This window comes from Falsiroseomonas sp. E2-1-a20 (assembly GCF_051433195.1).
Classification (GTDB): Bacteria; Pseudomonadota; Alphaproteobacteria; order Acetobacterales; family Acetobacteraceae; genus Falsiroseomonas.
In genome coordinates, this window is the sequence record NZ_JBHMFT010000012.1 from 32,185 (window position 1) to 49,847 (window position 17,663).

24 protein-coding genes are annotated in these 17,663 nt (G+C 72.1%); 16 read left to right on the forward strand and 8 right to left on the reverse strand.

Annotated elements, in window-relative coordinates; genetic code table 11:
• Nucleotides 1-90: 90 nt before the first annotated feature.
• On the forward strand, nt 91-819 hold the full coding sequence (locus ACFHPP_RS15705) for an SOS response-associated peptidase (protein WP_437164191.1): 729 nt from the start codon (nt 91-93) through the stop codon (nt 817-819).
• A 50-nt stretch (nt 820-869) separates the two neighbouring features.
• On the opposite strand, the gene dksA is transcribed toward ACFHPP_RS15705, so the two are convergent.
• Together dksA and ACFHPP_RS15715 are read right to left on the reverse strand one after the other, a co-directional pair.
• Nucleotides 870-1,283: an RNA polymerase-binding protein DksA gene (gene dksA, locus ACFHPP_RS15710; protein WP_430668136.1), complete on the reverse strand. Its 414-nt coding sequence runs from the start codon at nt 1,281-1,283 to the stop codon at nt 870-872.
• Between the two features lie 144 nt (nt 1,284-1,427).
• A complete protein-coding gene (locus ACFHPP_RS15715) occupies nt 1,428-1,844 on the reverse strand; it encodes a flagellar assembly protein FliX (RefSeq protein WP_437164192.1) in 417 nt (138 codons plus the stop codon).
• 164 nt (nt 1,845-2,008) lie between these two features.
• On the opposite strand from ACFHPP_RS15715, the gene ACFHPP_RS15720 reads away from it, so the two are divergent.
• Genes ACFHPP_RS15720 through otnC form a run of 12 tightly spaced genes read left to right on the forward strand, consistent with a single transcriptional unit; the run spans nt 2,009 to nt 10,961 of the window.
• A complete protein-coding gene (locus ACFHPP_RS15720) occupies nt 2,009-3,115 on the forward strand; it encodes a flagellar basal body P-ring protein FlgI (protein ID WP_437164193.1) in 1,107 nt (368 codons plus the stop codon).
• The gene (locus ACFHPP_RS15725; RefSeq protein WP_437164194.1) at nt 3,115-3,426 is read left to right on the forward strand and encodes a rod-binding protein; all 312 of its coding nucleotides are present in this window, start codon (nt 3,115-3,117) and stop codon (nt 3,424-3,426) included. Before ACFHPP_RS15720 ends, ACFHPP_RS15725 begins: the two co-directional genes overlap by 1 nt.
• Nucleotides 3,423-3,818 (forward strand): hypothetical protein, encoded by a 396-nt coding sequence (locus tag ACFHPP_RS15730; RefSeq protein WP_437164195.1) that lies wholly within the window; start codon nt 3,423-3,425, stop codon nt 3,816-3,818. The genes ACFHPP_RS15725 and ACFHPP_RS15730 overlap by 4 nt, the downstream gene beginning before the upstream one ends.
• Before the next feature lie 49 nt (nt 3,819-3,867).
• Nucleotides 3,868-4,428 carry a hypothetical protein gene (locus ACFHPP_RS15735; RefSeq protein ID WP_437164196.1) on the forward strand — a complete coding sequence of 187 codons (561 nt, stop codon included), beginning with the start codon at nt 3,868-3,870 and terminating at the stop codon, nt 4,426-4,428.
• Nucleotides 4,425-4,937 carry a hypothetical protein gene (locus ACFHPP_RS15740; protein WP_437164197.1) on the forward strand — a complete coding sequence of 171 codons (513 nt, stop codon included), beginning with the start codon at nt 4,425-4,427 and terminating at the stop codon, nt 4,935-4,937. The genes ACFHPP_RS15735 and ACFHPP_RS15740 overlap by 4 nt, the downstream gene beginning before the upstream one ends.
• A gap of 42 nt (nt 4,938-4,979) precedes the next feature.
• Nucleotides 4,980-5,744, forward strand: coding sequence for a RibD family protein (locus ACFHPP_RS15745; RefSeq protein WP_437164198.1), 765 nt, complete (start codon nt 4,980-4,982; stop codon nt 5,742-5,744).
• Nucleotides 5,741-6,718 carry a zinc-dependent alcohol dehydrogenase gene (locus ACFHPP_RS15750; protein WP_437164199.1) on the forward strand — a complete coding sequence of 326 codons (978 nt, stop codon included), beginning with the start codon at nt 5,741-5,743 and terminating at the stop codon, nt 6,716-6,718. Before ACFHPP_RS15745 ends, ACFHPP_RS15750 begins: the two co-directional genes overlap by 4 nt.
• A 13-nt stretch (nt 6,719-6,731) precedes the next feature.
• Complete coding sequence (locus ACFHPP_RS15755; protein WP_437164200.1) at nt 6,732-7,130, forward strand: 6-pyruvoyl trahydropterin synthase family protein; 399 nt, start codon at nt 6,732-6,734, stop codon at nt 7,128-7,130.
• Between the two features lie 2 nt (nt 7,131-7,132).
• The gene (locus ACFHPP_RS15760; RefSeq protein WP_437164201.1) at nt 7,133-8,176 is read left to right on the forward strand and encodes a glycosyltransferase family 4 protein; all 1,044 of its coding nucleotides are present in this window, start codon (nt 7,133-7,135) and stop codon (nt 8,174-8,176) included.
• A gap of 2 nt (nt 8,177-8,178) precedes the next feature.
• Entirely contained in the window at nt 8,179-9,054 is an 876-nt protein-coding gene (locus ACFHPP_RS15765; protein ID WP_437164202.1) for a class I SAM-dependent methyltransferase, read from the forward strand.
• A gap of 19 nt (nt 9,055-9,073) precedes the next feature.
• Nucleotides 9,074-10,333 carry a 3-oxo-tetronate kinase gene (otnK, locus tag ACFHPP_RS15770; RefSeq protein WP_437164203.1) on the forward strand — a complete coding sequence of 420 codons (1,260 nt, stop codon included), beginning with the start codon at nt 9,074-9,076 and terminating at the stop codon, nt 10,331-10,333.
• The gene (otnC, locus tag ACFHPP_RS15775; protein WP_437164204.1) at nt 10,326-10,961 is read left to right on the forward strand and encodes a 3-oxo-tetronate 4-phosphate decarboxylase; all 636 of its coding nucleotides are present in this window, start codon (nt 10,326-10,328) and stop codon (nt 10,959-10,961) included. The genes otnK and otnC overlap by 8 nt, the downstream gene beginning before the upstream one ends.
• On the opposite strand, the gene ACFHPP_RS15780 is transcribed toward otnC, so the two are convergent.
• From ACFHPP_RS15780 to ACFHPP_RS15805, 6 genes are all read right to left on the reverse strand, one after another.
• Nucleotides 10,962-11,432: a GNAT family N-acetyltransferase gene (locus tag ACFHPP_RS15780; RefSeq protein ID WP_437164205.1), complete on the reverse strand. Its 471-nt coding sequence runs from the start codon at nt 11,430-11,432 to the stop codon at nt 10,962-10,964.
• Nucleotides 11,433-11,505: 73 nt separating this feature from the next.
• On the reverse strand, nt 11,506-12,177 hold the full coding sequence (locus ACFHPP_RS15785; RefSeq protein WP_437164206.1) for a hypothetical protein: 672 nt from the start codon (nt 12,175-12,177) through the stop codon (nt 11,506-11,508).
• Nucleotides 12,178-12,182: 5 nt separating this feature from the next.
• Entirely contained in the window at nt 12,183-12,497 is a 315-nt protein-coding gene (locus ACFHPP_RS15790) for a hypothetical protein (protein WP_437164207.1), read from the reverse strand.
• 267 nt (nt 12,498-12,764) lie between these two features.
• Nucleotides 12,765-13,895, reverse strand: a complete 1,131-nt coding sequence (locus tag ACFHPP_RS15795; protein WP_437164208.1) for a bifunctional 2-methylcitrate synthase/citrate synthase — start codon at nt 13,893-13,895, stop codon at nt 12,765-12,767.
• Nucleotides 13,892-14,380, reverse strand: coding sequence for an N-acetyltransferase family protein (locus ACFHPP_RS15800; RefSeq protein WP_437164209.1), 489 nt, complete (start codon nt 14,378-14,380; stop codon nt 13,892-13,894). The genes ACFHPP_RS15795 and ACFHPP_RS15800 overlap by 4 nt, the downstream gene beginning before the upstream one ends.
• Nucleotides 14,380-15,921: an MmgE/PrpD family protein gene (locus tag ACFHPP_RS15805; protein WP_437164210.1), complete on the reverse strand. Its 1,542-nt coding sequence runs from the start codon at nt 15,919-15,921 to the stop codon at nt 14,380-14,382. Before ACFHPP_RS15805 ends, ACFHPP_RS15800 begins: the two co-directional genes overlap by 1 nt.
• Nucleotides 15,922-16,046: 125 nt before the next feature.
• Between ACFHPP_RS15805 and ACFHPP_RS15810 the strand changes: the two genes are divergently transcribed.
• The 3 genes from ACFHPP_RS15810 (at nt 16,047) to hemP (ending at nt 17,609) form a co-directional block, all read left to right on the forward strand.
• Entirely contained in the window at nt 16,047-16,973 is a 927-nt protein-coding gene (locus ACFHPP_RS15810; protein WP_437164211.1) for a LysR family transcriptional regulator, read from the forward strand.
• A 9-nt stretch (nt 16,974-16,982) separates the two neighbouring features.
• Complete coding sequence (locus ACFHPP_RS15815; RefSeq protein ID WP_430667986.1) at nt 16,983-17,333, forward strand: hypothetical protein; 351 nt, start codon at nt 16,983-16,985, stop codon at nt 17,331-17,333.
• 108 nt (nt 17,334-17,441) lie between these two features.
• Nucleotides 17,442-17,609: a hemin uptake protein HemP gene (hemP, locus tag ACFHPP_RS15820; RefSeq protein ID WP_437164212.1), complete on the forward strand. Its 168-nt coding sequence runs from the start codon at nt 17,442-17,444 to the stop codon at nt 17,607-17,609.
• The last annotated feature ends 54 nt before the right edge of the window (nt 17,610-17,663 follow it).

Sequence of the window (17,663 nt, forward strand, 5' to 3'; positions counted from 1 at the left end):
TAGCGCCTGTGCCGCCTGCGGCAACCCCGCAAGCTGTCCGCGGACCTTTCGGGGCGTTATCCTGGCGCCTCGGCAAGGACATTCAGGCCCATGTGTGGACGCTACCTGTTGCAGCGCAGCCCGGCGGAGCTGGCGCAGTATTTCGGCACGGTAAACCCGACGCCGAACCACGCCGCCTCCTGGAACATCGCGGTGACGCAGGACAGCCTGGTGGTGCGCCGGCATCCCGAGAGCGGCGAGCGGCACCTGGACCGGCTGCGCTGGGGCCTGGTGCCGCGCTGGGCCGCGGATACCAAGGACGCCGCGAAGCTGATGAATGCGCGGGCGGACGGCATCGCCGAGAAGCCATCCTTCCGGGACGCCTTCCGCAAGCGCCGCTGCCTGGTGCCGATGGATGCCTTCTACGAATGGCGCAAGGCGGAGGACGGCACCAAGCAGGCCTATGCGGTGGCCCAGGCGGATGGCATGCCGATGGCCGTCGCCGGGCTGTGGGAGGGCTGGAAGCAGCCGGATGGCGCCTGGCTGCGCAGCTTCACCGTGATCACCACCGACGCCAACGAGAAGCAGGCGCTGGTGCATCACCGCATGCCGGTGGTGCTGCCGCCCGAGGTCTGGGACGCCTGGCTGGGCGAGGAACCGGCGGAGCCGGAGGAGCTGCTGGAGTTGCTGGTGCCCTGCCCGGCCGAGGAATTGGTGGCCTGGCCGGTGGACAACCGCGTCGGCAAGGTGTCGGAGAACGATGCCAGGCTGGCGCGGCGCGACCCTGGTGCCCGGCCGCCGCCGGGGCTGGATGACGCGCCGCCGGGGTGGGTGGGGTAAGGCCCCCCTCACCCAACCCTCTCCCCCCGCCGGGGGGAGAGGGCTTAGGGTCAGTCGTCGCGGTGGACGCGCTCCATGCGCTCGTGGCGCTCCTGCGCCTCGATCGACAGGGTGGCGATGGGGCGGGCTTCGAGGCGGCGGAGGCCGATCGGCTCCCCGGTTTCCTCGCAATAGCCGTAGGTGCCGTTCTCCACCCGCTCCAGCGCCTGGTCGATCTTGGAGATCAGCTTGCGGGCGCGGTCGCGGGTGCGCAGTTCCAGGGCGCGGTCGGTCTCGACGCTGGCGCGGTCCGTCAGGTCGGCCTCGATGATGCCGCCCTGGCCCATGGAGGTCAGGGTCTCGCCGGCCTCCCGCAGCAGGTCGTTGCGCCACTTCAGAAGCTTCTGCCGAAAATACTCCAGCTGCAGGGGGTTCATGAACTCTTCGTCGCTCATCGGACGGTAGTCCGGCGGCAAGGTCACCAGCATGGCAGGACGTCCCCAAGCTTCTGCCACCCCAGGCCCGGCGCCCGGCTGGCGGAAGCGGCCGGACCATAGTGGCGGGGATGGGGCGGAAGCAAGGCCTCGTTTCGGTGCAAGCGTCTGATCTGCGCCCGCTTTTCAGTTGCGTTAAACCTGCGCGACGGTTCTGCGCGCGATCTCCAGCCGCGCCCGCAGCCGCACCTGCTGCACCAGGGCGGCCAGCTCGGGCTCGAGCCCGGCCGGGCTTTCGGCGGCGAGACGCTCCAGCCGGTCCAGCCGGCCGGGGTCCGTGGCGCCGCGCAGCAGGTCCAGTTGCAGGCCGCGCATCTCCTCCAGCGCCTGGCCGGCGCGGCGGCGGGCGCGGGTGGCGGGGGGCTCGGGCGGCGGCGCGGCGCCGGCATCCTGCAAAGCCAGCAGCGCGCCGGTGGCGGCGGTGGCGGAGAGTTCGGGCGGCGCCCCGGCCTCCGCGGCCTGCCCGGGCAGGGCGAAGCCGGCGCCGCCGCGACGGGGGCGGCCGGAGGCCACGCCGCCGATCCCGGTTGGTCGTAGTGGACCCATGGACATGGTCTGCATCCCTTCCTGCCGGGCGGCACGGCAGCCCCTGCCCCATCCCGGCACATCCTGCCGCCCGATCCCCCGCAAACCCTGGCACGTGCCTTGCGAAGGTCGTCCCGCCCCCGGGCTCCCGGGGCGCGGAGGTCAGCTTGTCCGGAAAACCTTGCCCGAGAATGAGGATCGTGGGTCGCCTCGTGCTGATGCTCGCCCTGGCGCTGGCGCCGGGTGACGGGCTGGCCCAGCAGGTGCGGATCAAGGACATCGCCGATGTCGAGGGCATGCGGGAGAACCAGCTGGTCGGCTACGGGCTGGTGGTCGGGCTGAACGGCACCGGGGACCGGCTGCGCAGCGCGGTGTTCACCCGGCAATCGCTGATCGGCGTGCTGGAGCGCCTGGGCGTGAACACGCGCGACCAGGAACGCCAGCTGGATACGCGCAACGTCGCGGCGGTGATGGTCACCGCCAACCTGCCGGCCTTCGCCCGCACCGGCGGGCGCATCGACATCGCGGTGTCCGCGCTCGGCGATGCCACCAACCTGACCGGCGGGATGCTGCTGGTGACGCCGCTGCTGGGCGCGGATGGGGAGGTGTATGCGGTGGCGCAGGGGCCGGTGGTGACGGGCGCGATCTCCGCCCGGGGCGCGGCCGGGTCCGTCACCCGCGGCGTGCCGACGGCCGGGCGCATCGCCAATGGCGCGACGGTGGAACGCGAGGTGCCGTTCCGCTTCGCCGCCACCAGCCAGCTGCGGCTTTCGCTGCGCAACCCGGACCTGACCACGGCGCGGCGCATCGCGGCCGCCATCAACGCCAGCGCCGGCAGCACGGTTGCCACCGCGACGGACCCGCGCACCGTCAGCCTGGCGCTGGCGGGGCGGGATTCCATCGGCTTCCTGGCGCAGATCGAGCAGTTGCGCGTGGTGCCGGACCAGGTGGCGCGGGTGGTGATCGAGGAAGCCTCCGGCACCATCGTCATGGGCGCCAATGTCCGGCTTTCGACCGTCGCCATCGCCCAGGGCAACCTGACCATCCGCATCACGGAGACGCCGCAGGTGGTGCAGCCCAATGCGCTGGCCGGCGGGCAGACCGCGGTGGTGCCGCGTACCGACGTGCAGGTGGACGACCAGGCGGAACGGCGGCTCGGCATCCTGCGCGGCGGCGTGACGCTGGAGGAGCTGGTGCGCGGGCTGAACGGGCTGGGCGTCGGGCCGCGGGACATGATCACCATCCTGCAGACCATCAAGGCGGCGGGCGCCCTGCAGGCCGAGCTGGAGGTGCGCTGATGGATGTCGCACCCGTCCGACTTCCCGCAGCCGGCAACAGCCCCGCCGCGATGCGGCAGGCGGCCCGGAACTTCGAGGCGCAGGCGCTCGGCGCCCTGTTGCAGCCGATGTTCCAGGGCCTCCGGACCAGCGGCACCTTCGGTGGCGGCGCGGCGGAGGCGCAGTGGCGCCCGATGCTGGTGGACGCCATCGCGAAAGATCTTTCGCGCATCGGCGGCCTCGGCATCGGCGAGGCGGTGCTGCGCGAGTTGACGCGGATCGCCGGCGCGCAACCCGGCACGACCCAGAACACGGAGACACCATCCCCATGATGCAGCCCCTGATCGTCGCCGCCCAGCGCCTCGCGGAAGCCCTGCGCGCGGAGAACGAGGCGCTGGCGCGGCTCGACCTCAATCGTGCCGGGGCGCTTTCGCTGCCGAAGCAGCAGGCCTCCGACGCCTTCGCCGCCGCCTATGCCGCGGCGAGCCGGACCAACACGCGCGCCGAGGGCGCTGAACGCGCCCAGGCGGAAGCCCTGGCCGGCGGCCTGCGCGACCTGGGGGCGGAGAATCGCCGTCTGCTGGAACGCGCGATCGACCTGCAGTCGCGCGTCATCGAGACCATCGCCGGGGCCAGCCGGCCGAAGGGGCCGGGCACCTATGGCGACCAGGGGCGGAACCGGGAGGGGCGGGGCGGGCCGCTGTCCCTCTCCTCCCGCGCCTGAGGGCACGGCTTGCGGCGGATGACGGGGGGGCGCAGCTTGGCGGTCCCGCATGTTCCGCCGCAATGCAACATTCCTGGTCATCTCCGCGCTGACGCTGGCCTCCGGCATCGCGGTGCTGTTGCTGCGCGGCCAGTCCGCCGTGTGGCATGCGCTGGGCGCCACCTGGGACCTGATGCTGACGGTGCTGCCCTCCATCCTCGGCGGGCTGCTGCTGTCGGCTGCGCTCCGGCAACTGGTGCCGCCCGGTGCGCTGGCGCGCTGGATGGGGGCGGAAAGCGGGCTGCGCGGGCTGCTGGTGGCGACGGCCGCGGGCATGGCGATGCCGGGCGGGCCGGTGGCCGCCTTTCCCGTCGTGCTGGTGCTGGCGCAGGCGGGGGCGGATCGCGGCGCGCTGATCGCCTTCGTGCTGGCCTGGTCGCTGAACGGCTTCCAACGGATCGTGGTGTGGGAACTGCCGATCCTCGGCCCTGATTTCGCCCTGCTGCGATTCCTGTGCGGGCTGCCGCTGCCGGTGCTGGCCGGGCTGTTCGCGCGCTGGCTGCCGATTCGCTGGACGCCGGCGGATGCGCCTGGATTGCAGGCCGCACCGCTCAAGGACCAGGCGCCATGACCTTCGGCGTGATCGCGATCTGGGTGGTGGCGCTGGGCGCGCTGGCGATGTGCCTGCGGCGCAGCCCGTCCGTCGCACGCCGCGCGGTGCAGGATGCCACCGGCGGGCTCGGGCGCGTGCTGCCGGTGATGCTGATGGCGCTGCCCATGGCGGCCTTCGTGGCGGAGTTGATCCCGGCGGGCTGGGCGGAAACCTGGCTCGGGCCGGAGAGCGGCGTCGGCGGCATCGTGCTGGCCTCGCTGGCGGGCGGGCTGATGCCGGGCGGGCCGTTCGTGGCGTTTCCGCTGGTGCTGGGGTTCCTGAAGGCCGGCGCCGGGCCGTCGCAGATGGTGGCGCTGATTTCCGGCTGGGCGATCCTCGGCCTGCACCGGACCCTGGCGTGGGAATTGCCGATCCTCGGCGGGCGCTTCATCCTGCTGCGGCTGGCGGCGAGCTTCAGCCTGCCGCTGCTGGCGGGGCTGGCGGCGGAGGCGATGCTGCCGCTGTTCCCCGGCGTCGCCGCGCGGTGAGATTGCCGTAATCCTGCCGTTGCGGCATGGGATGCCCCGCGCATGCCTGATGATTCCGCCCTTGCCGACGCCGAATGGACCGCGCTGCTGGAGGCGCGGCACCGTGGCGTGCCCGGTGCCGGGCCGTTGGCCGCGTTGTTCGCGCCGTTGCTGGTGCCGGCCGCGGCGGCGGATGGCTGCGTGGTGATCGGCCGGCTGGCGCAGACGCTGGATGGGCGCATCGCCTGCGCCAACGGCGCCTCGCAATGGATCGGCGGGCGCGGCGATATCCTGCACACGCACCGGCTGCGGGCGCTGTGCGACGTGGTGCTGGTAGGCGCCGGCACCGTGCACCATGACGACCCGCGGCTGACGACGCGGGAGGTGGCGGGGCCGAACCCGGTGCGCGTGGTGCTGGACCCGCAGCGCCGCCTGCCGGTGACGCACAAGGTGTTTTCGGACGGTGCGGCGCCGACGCTGCTGGTGACCTCCCTGCCCGGCGCCGCGCGCCATGGCCAGGCGGAGGTGGTGGTGCAGCCGGATTTGCCGGGGCTGCTGCGCGACCTTGCCGCACGCGGACTCGGAAAGATCTTCGTGGAGGGTGGCGGGCGCACCGTCTCGGCCTTCCTCGCCGCCGGCTGCCTGGACCGGCTGCACCTGACGGTGGCGCCGGTGATCCTGGGCTCCGGCATTCCCGCCTTCACCCTGCCCGAGGCCGCCTGCATCGGCGACGGGCTGCGCTTCCGCTGGACACCGCATGTGATCGGGGACGACATGCTGTTCGACATCGCGCTGGATCGCGTCAAGCCGGGGAACCAGGTGGCATGAAGGCCCAGGCATTGTGGATCACCGGCCCGTTCCAGGCCGAGCTGCGCGAGCACGAGCTGGAGATTCCCGGCCCCGACCAGGCGCTGGTGGTCACCGCGGCCAGCGGCATCTCGCGCGGGACGGAACGGCTGGTGTTCGCTGGGCGCGTGCCGGAAAGCCAGTGGCCTGCGATGCGGGCGCCGCTGCAATACGGCGAGTTTCCGGCGCCGGTGTCCTACGGCTATGCCGCGGTCGGCATGGTGAAGGCGGGGCCGGCGCATCTGCATGGACGGCGCGTATTCTGCCTGCACCCGCACCACGATGCCTTCGTCGCACCGGCGGCCATGTGCGTCCCCGTGCCGGATGCGGTGCCGGACCGGCGCGCGGTGCTGGCCGCCAACATGGAAACCGCGGTGAACATCCTGTGGGATGCGCGGCCGCTGGTGGGCGAACGCGTGCTGGTGGTGGGCGCCGGCGTGGTGGGGCTTCTGGTGACCTACCTGCTCGGCCGGATGCCGGGGCTCGACCTGCATGTCTGCGATCTCGATGCCTCCCGCCGCTCCATCGCCGAAAGCTTCGGCGCGGCGTTCTGCGCGCCCGAGAATGCACCGGCGGAGCGGGACCTGGTGATCCATGCCTCGGCGAGCGCCGACGGCCTGCGCCTGGCGCTGTCGCGCTGCGGCTTCGAGGGGCGGGTGGTCGAGGCCTCCTGGTTCGGCGATCGCGGCGTGGAGTTGCCGCTGGGCGAGGCGTTCCATGCCAAGCGGCTGGTGCTGATCTCGACGCAGGTGGGCCATGTGGCACCGGCGATGCGCGGGCGGCGCACGCATGGCGAGCGCCTGGCGCTGGCGCTTTCGCTGCTGGCGGATGCGCGGCTGGATGCGCTGCTCGGGCCGGAGACCGCCTTCGCCGATCTGCCGCATGCACTCGGTGCCTTGCTGTCGCCACCATCGGGGGCACATCAGCCGCTCTGCCCCGTCGTCATCTATCCATAGAGTGAGTCACCGCATGTTCAGCCTTACGGTCGTCGACCACATCATGATCGCGCATTCCTTCCGCGGGGAGGCCTTCGGCCCGGCGCAGCGCCTGCATGGCGCGACCTTCGTGGTGGAAGCCGAATTCCGCGCGCCGAAGCTGGATGACCTGCACCTGCTGGTCGATATCGGCCTTGCCAAGGATCATCTGCGCGCCATCCTGGCGCCGATGGACTACCGCAACCTGGATGCCGAGCCGGTCTTCGCCGGCAAGAACACCACCACCGAATATTTGTGCCTGCACATCCACGGCCTGCTGGCCGAGGCCTGCCGCACCGGCGTGCTGGGCGATGGCGGCAAGGCGGTCACCGGGTTGAAGATCCTGCTGCGCGAAAGCCACGTCGCCTGGGCAGCGTTCGAAGGACCGGTCTGACCTTGCTGATCCATTTTCTCGTCCCGGCGCCGTTCGAGGCGATCTCGGGTGGCTATGGCTATGACCGGCGCCTCGTCGCCGGCTGGCGCGGCCTGGGGCATGAGGTGCGCGTGGTCGAACTGGCCGGCGCGCATCCGCTGCCGGACGAGGCGGCGCTGGCCGCCGCGCGCGATGCGCTGGATGCGGTGCCCGCGGAAGCGCGCGTCGTCATCGACGGTCTTGGCCTGCCCGCCTTCGCGCCGCTGATCGATGTTCTGGAGCGGCGCCGTGCCGTCGGGCTGATCCATCACCCGACGGCGCTGGAACATGGCAATCCGGGGCCGGTGCGGGATGCGCTGCGCGAGGCCGAGCAGGCGATGTTCCCGCGCCTCGCCCGGCTGGTCGCGACCAGCAACCTGACGGCGCGGCGGCTGGAGCCGGAATTCGGCGTGGACCCCCCGCGCGTCGGCGTGGTGGAGCCCGGTACCGACGCGGCGCCACGCAGCGCCGGGTCCGGCGGGCCAGGCTGCGCCATCCTCGCCATCGGCACGCTGGTGCCGCGCAAGGGCCATGACGTGCTGCTGCGCGCACTGGGCCTGCTTCCGGATTTGGACTGGACGCTGACCATCGTCGGCCCGCCGCGCGACAAGGTGCATGCCGATGGGCTGCTGGCGCTGGTCGAGGAATTGAAGCTGACATCTCGGGTAGCCTTCGCGGGCGAGGTGACCGGGGAGGCGCTGGACGCGCTGTGGGCGGGCGCCGACCTGTTCGCGCTGGCGACGCATTGGGAAGGCTACGGCATGGCGGCGGCGGAGGCGCTGGCGCGCGGGGTGCCGGTCGCCATCACCGCCGGCGGCGCGATCGCGGAGGTGGTGCCGATGGAGGCGGGGGTCGTCTCGCCGCCGGCGGATCACGTGTCCCTGTCCCGCGCCATGCGCCGCGCCATCTTCGACACGGACCTGCGCGCGGAGATGGCGGAAGCCGCCTGGGCAGCCGGCCAGAAACTGCCGCGCTGGGATGATCGCGCGGCGGCGTTCCTGGCCGAACTCGAAAAGGCCACGGGCTGAGCATGGCTGAGAGCTTCGACGGGGATTGGCTGGAACTGCGCGAGCCGCATGACGCGGCCGCGCGCAACCTGGGGCTGGCACAGGCGCTGGCGGCGGTGCTGCCGGCGCGGCCGCGCATCATGGACCTCGGCGCAGGCACCGGGGCCTTGCTGCGCTGGCTGGCGCCGGTGATCGGGCGGGCGCAGGCCTGGACGCTGGTGGATGCGGATGGCGGGCTGCTCAGCCGCGCCTTCGCCACCACCGCGGACCATGCGGAGGACCAGGGCTGGCCCGCCACCTTCGCCTCCCGCAAGACGCTGCTGGTACATGCGCCGGGCGGCGCCTGGCGGGTGGAGGGGCTGATCGCGGATCTGCGCGATGCGCCGGCCGGGCTGCCGCTGCACCAGGTGGATGCGGTGGTGAACACGGCCTTGTGCGACCTGGTGTCCGAGGATTGGATGGCCCGGATCGCCGCAGGCTGCGCCGCGCACCGCCTGCCCTTCTACGCCGCGCTGAACGTCACGGGGCGGGAGCGCTTCGACCCGCCGCATCCCGCCGATGCGCTGGTCAATCGCGGCTTCGCGCGCGACCAGCAGCGCGACAAGGGGTTCGGCGGCATCGCGCTCGGCGCACGGGCGCCCGCTGTCATCGCGGCGGCCTTCGCGGCGCACGGATACTCCGTGCAGCGCGCGCCGAGCGACTGGCGCATTCCGCGGCGCGCGCCGGAGATGGCGGCGGCGGTGGCCAGCGGCCACGCGCAGGCGGCGATGAGCCGGGAGCGGCGGGAACGGTTGAAGCTGCTGGACTGGGCGGTGGACCGGCGGGCGCAGGCGGGGCTACAGCGGCTGGCGGTGCGGATCGGCCACGCCGACGTGCTGTGCCTGCCGCCGCCGAAGTAATCGCCTGGGGAGTGAAACCATGAGCCTTCTGCTCGGCTGCATCGCCGATGACTTCACCGGCGCGACCGACCTCGCCTCCATGCTGGTCAAGCACGGCATGACCACGGTGCAGGTCATCGGCGTCCCAGATGGCGCCCTGCCGGAGGCCGATGCGGTGGTGATCGCGCTGAAGTCGCGCACCATCCCGGCGGGGGATGCGGTGGCGCAGAGCCTGGCGGCGGCGGAAGCGCTGCTGGCGGCCGGCGCGACGCAGCTGCTGTTCAAATACTGCTCCACCTTCGACAGCACGGATGAGGGCAATATCGGCCCGGTCGCCGATGCGCTGCTGAAGCGGCTGGGCGCCGGCTTTGCGCTGGCCTGCCCGGCCTTTCCGGCGAATGGCCGCAGCATCTACCAGGGGCATCTGTTCGCCGGCAGCCATCTGCTGAGCGAGAGCGGGATGGAGAACCATCCGCTGACGCCGATGCGCGACCCGAACCTGGTGCGCGTGCTGGGGCGGCAGACGGAAGGCTCGGTGGGGCTGGTGCCCTTCGCGGTGGTCGAGCGTGGTGCCGGTGCGATCCGCGATGCGATGACGCGGCTGGCGGAGGGCGGCCGGCGCTACGGCATCATTGATGCGGTGACCGACGCGCATCTGCTGGCGATCGGCGAGGCGGCGGCGAAGCATCCGCTGATCACCGGCGGGTCCGGCATCGCCATGGGGCTGCCGGCGAATTTCCGCGCCGCCGGGCTGCTGCCGGAGCGGCCGGATGCGGCATCCCTGCCGGCGCCGCAGGGCATGTGCGCGGTGGTGGCGGGCAGTTGTTCGCGCGCGACGCTCGGACAGATCGGCTTCGCGCGGGACCACGTGCCGGTGCTGGAGCTGGATGCGCTGGCGCTGCCGGATGCCGCGGCGCTGGCGGCGCAGGCGCTGGAATGGGTGCAGGGGAAGCTCTCGGCCGACCGGCCCGTGGTGATCGCGGCGAGCGCGCCGCCGGACAAGGTCGCGGCGTTGCAGGCGAAGCTGGGCCGCGACGCGGCGGGCGTGCTGGTGGAGGATGCGATGGCGGCGGTCGCGGCCGGGCTGGTGGCGCGCGGCGTCGGCCGGCTGGTGGTGGCGGGCGGCGAGACCTCCGGCGCCGTGGTCTCCCGGCTCGGCGTGCAGCAGCTGCGCATCGGCGCGGAGATCGACCCGGGCGTGCCGTGGACCTTCGCGGCGCCGACCGGCATCCACCTGGCGCTGAAGTCCGGCAATTTCGGCGGCCGCGACTTCTTCCTGAAGGCCTTCGAGCATGCGTGAGATCCTGCTGCGGACGCAGCTTTGCGAACTCGCGAAAAGCCTGTTCGAGCGCGGCTACAGCGTCGGCACCGCCGGCAACATCAGCGTGCGGCTGCCCGATGGCTACCTGATGACGCCGACCAATTCCTGCCTCGGCCGGCTGGACCCGGAGCGGATCAGCAAGCTCGGCCCGGACTGGGCGCATCTCTCGGGCGACAGGCCTTCCAAGGAGGTGTTCCTGCATCGGGCCGTGCTGGATGCGCGGCCGGAGGCGGGCGCCGTGGTGCACCTGCATTCGACGCACGCCACCGCGATTTCGTGCCTGGCACCCGAGGGCGGCGATGCGGAAATCCCGCCGCTGACGCCCTATTTCGTCATGCGCATCGGCCGCCGCCTGCCCTGCGTGGCCTATTACCGCCCCGGCGATGCGGCGATGGAGCCTGCGGTGCATGCGGCGGCGCGCGAGTCGAAGGCGCTGCTGCTGGCCAACCACGGGCCGGTGGTGAGCGGTGCCAGCCTGGCCGAGGCGGTGCATGCGGCGGAGGAGCTGGAGGAGGCGGCGCGGCTGGCGCTGCTGCTGCGCGGCGTGCCGGGCGTGCGGGCGCTGAACGCGGCGCAGGTGGACGACCTGCTGGCGACCTTTGGCTAGCTAGAGCGACGCGCCAGCATCCAGCCGGATGACGTAGCTGCGCCACTCGGCGCGGGTGGCGATGCGCTGGTACAGCGCGATGGCGGCGGCATCATCCTCCGGCACGATCCAGCGCAGGTGGCTCCAGCCGCGTGCACGGCCTTCCGCGACGGCGGCCTCGATCAGCGCGCGGGCGAGGCCCTGGCCGCGCGAGGCGGGGCGGACGAACAGGTCGTCCAGCATGCCGCAGCGCCGTGCGAAGACCACCTCCGGCAGGTCGAACAGGATGGCGAAGCCGAGCGGCGTGGCGGCTTCATCCTCGGCCAGCAGCACCTCGGCCGCCGGGTGCGTGGCCAGCAACGCCGCCTGCGCCTCCGGCGTCGCGATGGTGGCGCCCGCCAGCACGCCTCGCATCTCGGCGGCGTAAAGCGCCAGCAGCGGCGCCAGGCGGTGCCGGTCCTGCGGCGGCAGGAAGTGGATGCGGGTGCTCATGCGGTCTGTACCTGGACATGAAAAAGGCGCCGCCCGCGGATGCGGACGGCGCCTTTCGATGAACGCCAGAGCCTCAGGTGCTGGCTTCGGTCGCGGGCGCGGCCGGCGCTTCCGAGGCCGCAGCGGCGGCAGCGGCCTTGCGCGCGGCGCGGGTTGCCGCACCCTTGCGGGCGGCTTCCGAGCGTGCGGAGGACGCGGCCTTGGCGGCGGCGGTCGGCCGCGGTGCGGCGGCCTTGCGCGGCGCGGCCTTCTTCGCGGCGGTCGCCTTCTTCGGCGCGGCGGCCTTGCGGGTGGCCGGCTTCTTGGCGGCTGCGGCCTTGCGCGGAGCCGCCTTCTTCGCGGCGGCGGCCTTCTTCGGCGCGGCGGCCTTGCGGGCGGCCGGCTTCTTCGCGGCGGCAGCCTTGCGCGGCGCGGCCTTCTTCGGCGCGGCGGCCTTGCGGGCGGCCGGCTTCTTCGCGCTCGCGGCCTTCTTCGGCGCGGCCTTCTTCGCTGTCGTGGCCTTCTTCGGCGCCGCCTTCTTCGCCGTCACAGCCTTCTTTGGCGCAGCCTTCTTCGGCGCGGCCTTCTTCGCGGCGGGCTTGCGCGTCGTCGCGGCCTTGGCGGCGGGCTTGCGCGCGGCCGGCTTCTTGGCGGCGGGCTTCTTCGCGGCCGGCTTCTTCGCCGTCTTGCGCGCGGCGGCCATCGCCATCGGCTGGGCGCGCGGCGCGGCCTCGTCCGTCGCGATCGTGTCGTTGATGTCGGTCATGGTGGTCAGGGTCTCCGCTCGGTTCCGGTGATGGTGTCTCGTTGGTGCAGACGGGCCGCCCGGCTTGCGCCGCGCCGCACTTTAGAAGCCAGGTCGGAACGTCCGGTTTCCACGGAGGGCGCGATTCCCGTCTCGCGCCTTGCCGTCGCAGCCGCTGTCCGTCTCGCGCCGGCGCCGGTGGGACGCTGCTGCGACGTGATGTCGCGCGGCGTCCTCTCGGCCTCTCTCCCGCCGAGCCGGATTACCGTGATGGCATCCGGCGGCGGTGCGGAGAGGTTCGTGCGCTGCACGATGCCCTGCTCCACGAGCCTGCGGTCCATGGACCGATCCTTCCTGTGCGTGCCTCGCCTGCGTGCGGCGCAGCGCCCGTCGCCGTGATGGCTGCGGGGCGCTGCGCGAATCGCGTCAAGCGATGCGTGCAACGTCACGCTATCCGTGTGCGCATGCTGCGTGTCAAACGGAATCGCACGAAAGCCGTGCACGCTTGTGCAATGCCTGTGCAGCGACGGTGGCTTGAAGGATGCGCGGCGTGCCGCGCGACCGCGCGAAAGCGTCGCGCCAGACAGAGCCGGCGCGACGCGAAGTGGTCAGCCGCGTGCGGAGATCGGCGGCACCGGGCGCTGTTCCGGCCCGACATAATGCGACAGCGGGCGGATCAGGCGGTTGTCGGCGGCCTGCTCGAAGACATGCGCAGCCCAGCCGGTGATGCGGGAGCAGACGAAGATCGGCGTGAACATCGGGATGTCGAAACCCATCAGGTAGTAGGCGGGGCCTGCCGGGAAATCGAGGTTGGGGTGGATGTTCTTGCGCTCCAGCATCTGGCGCGCCAGCACGCGGCTGGTCTCCATCCAGCGCCGGTCGCCGACGACGTCCGCCATCTTCTCGGCGTATTTCGTCATCGTCGGCACGCGCGAGTCACCGGACTTGTAGACCCGGTGGCCGAAGCCCATCACCAGGGCGCGGTGGTCGAACTTGCCTTCCAGCCAGTCCACCGCCGCCTCCGGCGAGCCGACCTCCTTCAGCATGTGCATCACCGCCTCGTTCGCACCGCCATGCAGCGGGCCCTTGAGGGCGGCGATGGCGGCGGCGATGGCGCCGTGAAGGTCGGCGCCGGTCGAGGTGACGGTGCGGGCGGTGAAGGTGGAGGCGTTGAAGGTGTGCTCGGCGTAGAGGATCATCGAGACGTCGAAGGACTTGATGACCTCCGGCTGCGGCACCTTCCCGAAGACCAGGTGGAAGAAGTTCTCGCAGAAGGGCAGCGCGGGATCGGGTGCGATCGGCTCCAGCCCCTTCGAGATCCGGTTGGTGGCGGCGACCGCGGTGGGCAGCTTGGCCAGCAGCCGCATCGCCTTGCGGCGCTGCGCGGCGTCGGAGACGTCGGCGGCCTCCGGATCCTCCATGCCCATGAAGGACACGGCGGTGCGGATGGCGTCCATCGGGTGCGCCTCCCGGGGGAACTCCCGCAGCACGCGCAGCAGCGCGGGCGACAGGGCGCGGTTCGCACGCTCCTCCGCCTGGAATTCCTTAAGCTGCGCCGCGGTCGGGAGTTCCCCATGCCAGAGCAGCCAGGCGACCTGCTCGAAGTCGGTTTCCTCGCACAGGTCCTGCACGGCATAGCCGCGATAGGTGAGGCTGTTGGTCTCCGGCATCACCTTGGAGACGGCGGAGACGTCGGCATAGACGCCGACGAGGCCCTTGTAGAGGGTGGGTTCGGTCATTGGGTTTCTCCGTGTTTCGGCGTGGGAGCGACCGCATAGAGCAGGTCCGGCTCCGCTTCTTCCGTATCCGCGCCATCGGACCCGCCGATGATGCGGAAGCCATGCGTCTCGTAGAAGCTGCGCGCGCCCGCGTTGCGCGCGATGCAGAACAGCGAAAGGCTCCCGGCATGCGCGGCCAACGCCTCCGCCAGCAGCAGCGTGCCGATGCCGCGGCGATGCCAGGCCGGGTCGAGGTAGAGGTGGAACACCATCGGGCCGTGCCGGTCATCGGTCCCGTGGCCGATATAGCCCACGGGCACCGCATCCGCTTCCGCCACCCGCACCGCGTGGTGCGCCATCAGGTGCCCGGCCAGCCAGCCGGCCACCTGCGTCGGGTCGAAGCGTTCCACCAGGCCGGGCAGCGCCGCCTGCCGCGCCGCCAGGTAGATGCGGGCGAGCGCCGCCGCATCTCCTGCCACCGCGTCCCGCAGCGCCACCCCGGCCATCAGAAGATGCCCGGCTTGGCATCCGCCAGCGTGCCCGCCGGCAGCACCACGTTCAGCCCGGCCAGTTCCTCGGCCGTCAGCTTCGGCAGGTCCTGCACCAGTTCGAGGAAGCGGTTCTGCTCGCGGGTCGTGATGATGCCCTCGGTCAGGATACGGAACTTGTTGATGTACTCCTCCCGCCCGAAGGGGCGCGCGCCGTTCGGGTGGGCGTTGGCGACGCCGAGTTCGTCGATCAGCTTCGAGCCGTCCTTCATGATGATCTCGACGCGGCCGCCGAAGGCCAGCACCTCCGGGTCGCGGGAGTGGTACTTCGCGGTCCACTCCGGGTCCTCGGTGGTCTCGATCTTGTGCCAGAGGCGGACGGTGTCGGCGCGGCCGGCGCGCCTCGGCGCGTAGCTGTCCACGTGGTGCCAGCGCCCGTCCTGCAGGGCCACGGCGAAGATGTACATGATGGAGTGGTCCAGCGTCTCCCGGCTCGCCTTCGGGTCCATCTTCTGCGGGTCGTTGGCGCCGGTGCCGATCACGTAGTGCGTGTGGTGGCTGGTGTGGATGATGATCTTCTCGATCGCGTCGAAGTCGCCGATCTGCTCCCGCATCCGGAAGGCCAGGTCGATCAGCGCCTGGGACTGGTATTCCGCGGAATGCTCCTTGGTATAGCTGTCCAGGATGGCGCGCTTGGGCTCGCCGGCCTCGGGCAGCGGCACCTCGTAGTACACCGGGTCGAAGACGGTCTTGCGGCCCTGGCTGTCGGCCTGCGTGCGGCCGGACAGGACCCAGGCGATGACGCTGTCCTCGCCTTCGTAGATCGGGCTCGGCGCGCCTTCGCCGCGCATGCAGCGATCCACGGCTTCCACCGCCAGCTTGCCGGCGTGCGCCGGGGCATAGGCCTTCCAGGACGAAATCTCGCCCTTGCGGGACTGGCGGAAGGACACGCTGGTGTGCAGCGCCTGCTGGATCGACTGGAACACCACCTCCTGCTTCAGGCCGAGAAGCGTGCCGATGCCGGCGGCGGCGGCGGGGCAGAGATGGGCGATGTGGTCCACCCGGTGCTCATGCAGGCAGATCGACTTCACCAGGTCGATGTGCAGCTCGTAGGCCGTCGCCAGGCCGCGCACCAGGTCGCGCCCGCTGCGCCCCATCGCCTGCGCCACCGCCAGCACGGGGGGGATGTTGTCGCCGGGGTGGGAGTAGTCGGCGGCCAGGAAGGTGTCGTGCATATCGAGCTCGCGCACCGCGGTGCCGTTCGCCCAGGCGGCCCATTCCGGGGACACCGTCTGGCCGGACTTCACGCCGAAGACGGTTGCGCCGCCGGCCTTCTTCATGTGGCCGAGCGCCATGCCGCGGGCGGAGACCACCGGGCGGCGGTTGATGGCGGCGATGGCGACGCTGGCATTGTCGATGATGCGGTTGATGATCATGCCGGCGGTGTCCTTCGGCACCGCCACCTTGTCGGTCGCGACGCCGGCCATCTTCCAGGCCAGCTGGTCCTCGCGCGCCAGCAGCGCCTTGGAAGGATGGACCTTCACGGGATGCATCTTCATTCGTGTTTTCCTCGAACTGCCGTGATGAACAGGCTGGGTCTTGTGAACCCTGGTTGCGTCATCGTCCATTCCGATTGGTGTGGCAACGCGATAGGGTTTCGGTATCGCGTCAGGGCCTCAACGCCATGGATTTCCGTCTGGTGCGCCGGCTCGGCCACTTCCTTGCCGTGGCGGAGGAAGGGCATTTCGGTCGCGCCGCCGCGCGGCTCGGCATCTCCCAGCCACCGCTGACGGCGCAGATCCAGGCGCTGGAGCGCAAGCTCGGCGTGAAGCTGCTGGACCGCACCGGCAAGGGCGCGCGCCCGACGCGGGAGGGCGAGGCGCTGCTGCCGCTGGCGCGGCGGCTGGCGGAGGAGGCGGCGCAGCTCGAAGCCCTGGCGCGGGAATTGCGCGCCGGGCGCCACGCGCCGGTGGCGCTGGCCTGCGTCACCTCCGCGCTGTTCGACTACCTGCCGCCGCTGGTGCGCGGCCTGCAGGCGGCGCGGCCTTCCTCCGCCATCGTGGTGCGGGAGATGGACACGGCCGATGCGGTGGAGGCGCTGCGCCGCGGCGAGGTGGACCTCGCGCTGTTGCGGCTGGAGCGCGACCGGCATCCGGTGCGGCTGCGCAGCCTGGGGCGGGACGTGCTGGCGGCAGCATTGCCCGCCGCGCATCCGCTGGCGGCGCAGGACGCGCCGCTGGACCTGGCGGCGCTGGCGGATGAGCCGATGCTGGTGCTGCCGCGCGCGATCAGCCCGGCCTATTCGGACGCGATGGTCGCGGCCTGCCGCGCTGCCGGCTTCGCCCCGCGGGCGGAACGCGAGGTGGGCTCGGCGATGGCGCAGCTCGGCTTCGTCGCGGCGGGGCTGGGCGTGGCGCTGGTCTCGGCCGGCATGGCGCGGCTGCGGCCGCCGGGGGTGGCGTTCCGCGCGCTGGCGGGCCCGATCCATGCGGTCGGCGTGGCGCTCGCCTGGCATGCGGAGCGGGAGACCGAGGCGACGCGGCTGGCGTTGGACCTGGCGGAGGCGCTGTTTCCGACCTGCCCGGAAGACAAGGCCGCCGCGATGCGCTAAGCCGCGCGCATGGATCTCTCCCCCGACCAGGTCAGGGCAGCCCGCGCGGCGGGTTGCGCCTTCCTCCCCGCCACCGACGACCAGGTGGCCCGCCTCACCATGCAGCGCCGCATCTTCCGCATCGACGGGGTGCCGCATCTGGCGCAGCGCGCCGACAGCGGCTTCTACGAGACGCATGGCACGCTGACGCCGCTGCTGGGGGCCGCCGCCGGCGAGCCGGCCGCGCCGCCGCCCGAGACCCTGCAGGAGGCGGAGGCGGCGGATGCCTCCGCGACGCTGGCGCTGGCGGCGGAAAGCCGCGGCGGGCGTGGGGCGCAGGTGATCCGGCGCGGACGGCCGCGGGGCCCGCGCGGCGGCTGAAGCTGGCGTTACGGCGGCCTGGCCTCCCCCGGGGGCCGGGCCGTTTCGCTTTGGCGTGTTGCGAATGCCTCTCAGTTGCGTTATAGGCGCGGCAGGAGCATTTGCCCGATGAGCCAGACCCTGACCGACCGACCCGCCGACCTGCCCGACCCGCCGCCCCGCAGCGTCCCGAGCGGCGAGTTGCTGCGCGGGGCGCGGGAATTGCTGATCCTGCACCAGGGCGAGACCTATCGCCTGCGGCTGACCAGCAACGACAAGTTGATCCTGACCAAGTAGCGCCCGCCCGCCTCCCACCTCCCTGCCCCCACGCCAAGCCAGCCGCAGCGCCAG

Bases quoted from the DNA above. Each gene is read 5' to 3' on its own strand.
- ACFHPP_RS15705 (WP_437164191.1), top strand. From the start codon at position 91: ATGTGTGGACGCTACCTGTTGCAGCGCAGCCCGGCGGAGCTGGCGCAG.
- ACFHPP_RS15715 (WP_437164192.1), bottom strand. From the start codon at position 1,844: ATGTCCATGGGTCCACTACGACCAACCGGGATCGGCGGCGTGGCCTCC.
- ACFHPP_RS15720 (WP_437164193.1), top strand. From the start codon at position 2,009: ATGAGGATCGTGGGTCGCCTCGTGCTGATGCTCGCCCTGGCGCTGGCG.
- ACFHPP_RS15725 (WP_437164194.1), top strand. From the start codon at position 3,115: ATGGATGTCGCACCCGTCCGACTTCCCGCAGCCGGCAACAGCCCCGCC.
- ACFHPP_RS15730 (WP_437164195.1), top strand. From the start codon at position 3,423: ATGATGCAGCCCCTGATCGTCGCCGCCCAGCGCCTCGCGGAAGCCCTG.
- ACFHPP_RS15735 (WP_437164196.1), top strand. From the start codon at position 3,868: ATGTTCCGCCGCAATGCAACATTCCTGGTCATCTCCGCGCTGACGCTG.
- ACFHPP_RS15740 (WP_437164197.1), top strand. From the start codon at position 4,425: ATGACCTTCGGCGTGATCGCGATCTGGGTGGTGGCGCTGGGCGCGCTG.
- ACFHPP_RS15745 (WP_437164198.1), top strand. From the start codon at position 4,980: ATGCCTGATGATTCCGCCCTTGCCGACGCCGAATGGACCGCGCTGCTG.
- ACFHPP_RS15750 (WP_437164199.1), top strand. From the start codon at position 5,741: ATGAAGGCCCAGGCATTGTGGATCACCGGCCCGTTCCAGGCCGAGCTG.
- ACFHPP_RS15755 (WP_437164200.1), top strand. From the start codon at position 6,732: ATGTTCAGCCTTACGGTCGTCGACCACATCATGATCGCGCATTCCTTC.
- ACFHPP_RS15765 (WP_437164202.1), top strand. From the start codon at position 8,179: ATGGCTGAGAGCTTCGACGGGGATTGGCTGGAACTGCGCGAGCCGCAT.
- otnK (WP_437164203.1), top strand. From the start codon at position 9,074: ATGAGCCTTCTGCTCGGCTGCATCGCCGATGACTTCACCGGCGCGACC.
- otnC (WP_437164204.1), top strand. From the start codon at position 10,326: ATGCGTGAGATCCTGCTGCGGACGCAGCTTTGCGAACTCGCGAAAAGC.
- ACFHPP_RS15780 (WP_437164205.1), bottom strand. From the start codon at position 11,432: ATGAGCACCCGCATCCACTTCCTGCCGCCGCAGGACCGGCACCGCCTG.
- ACFHPP_RS15785 (WP_437164206.1), bottom strand. From the start codon at position 12,177: ATGACCGACATCAACGACACGATCGCGACGGACGAGGCCGCGCCGCGC.
- ACFHPP_RS15790 (WP_437164207.1), bottom strand. From the start codon at position 12,497: ATGGACCGCAGGCTCGTGGAGCAGGGCATCGTGCAGCGCACGAACCTC.
- ACFHPP_RS15795 (WP_437164208.1), bottom strand. From the start codon at position 13,895: ATGACCGAACCCACCCTCTACAAGGGCCTCGTCGGCGTCTATGCCGAC.
- ACFHPP_RS15800 (WP_437164209.1), bottom strand. From the start codon at position 14,380: ATGGCCGGGGTGGCGCTGCGGGACGCGGTGGCAGGAGATGCGGCGGCG.
- ACFHPP_RS15805 (WP_437164210.1), bottom strand. From the start codon at position 15,921: ATGAAGATGCATCCCGTGAAGGTCCATCCTTCCAAGGCGCTGCTGGCG.
- ACFHPP_RS15810 (WP_437164211.1), top strand. From the start codon at position 16,047: ATGGATTTCCGTCTGGTGCGCCGGCTCGGCCACTTCCTTGCCGTGGCG.
- ACFHPP_RS15815 (WP_430667986.1), top strand. From the start codon at position 16,983: ATGGATCTCTCCCCCGACCAGGTCAGGGCAGCCCGCGCGGCGGGTTGC.
- hemP (WP_437164212.1), top strand. From the start codon at position 17,442: ATGAGCCAGACCCTGACCGACCGACCCGCCGACCTGCCCGACCCGCCG.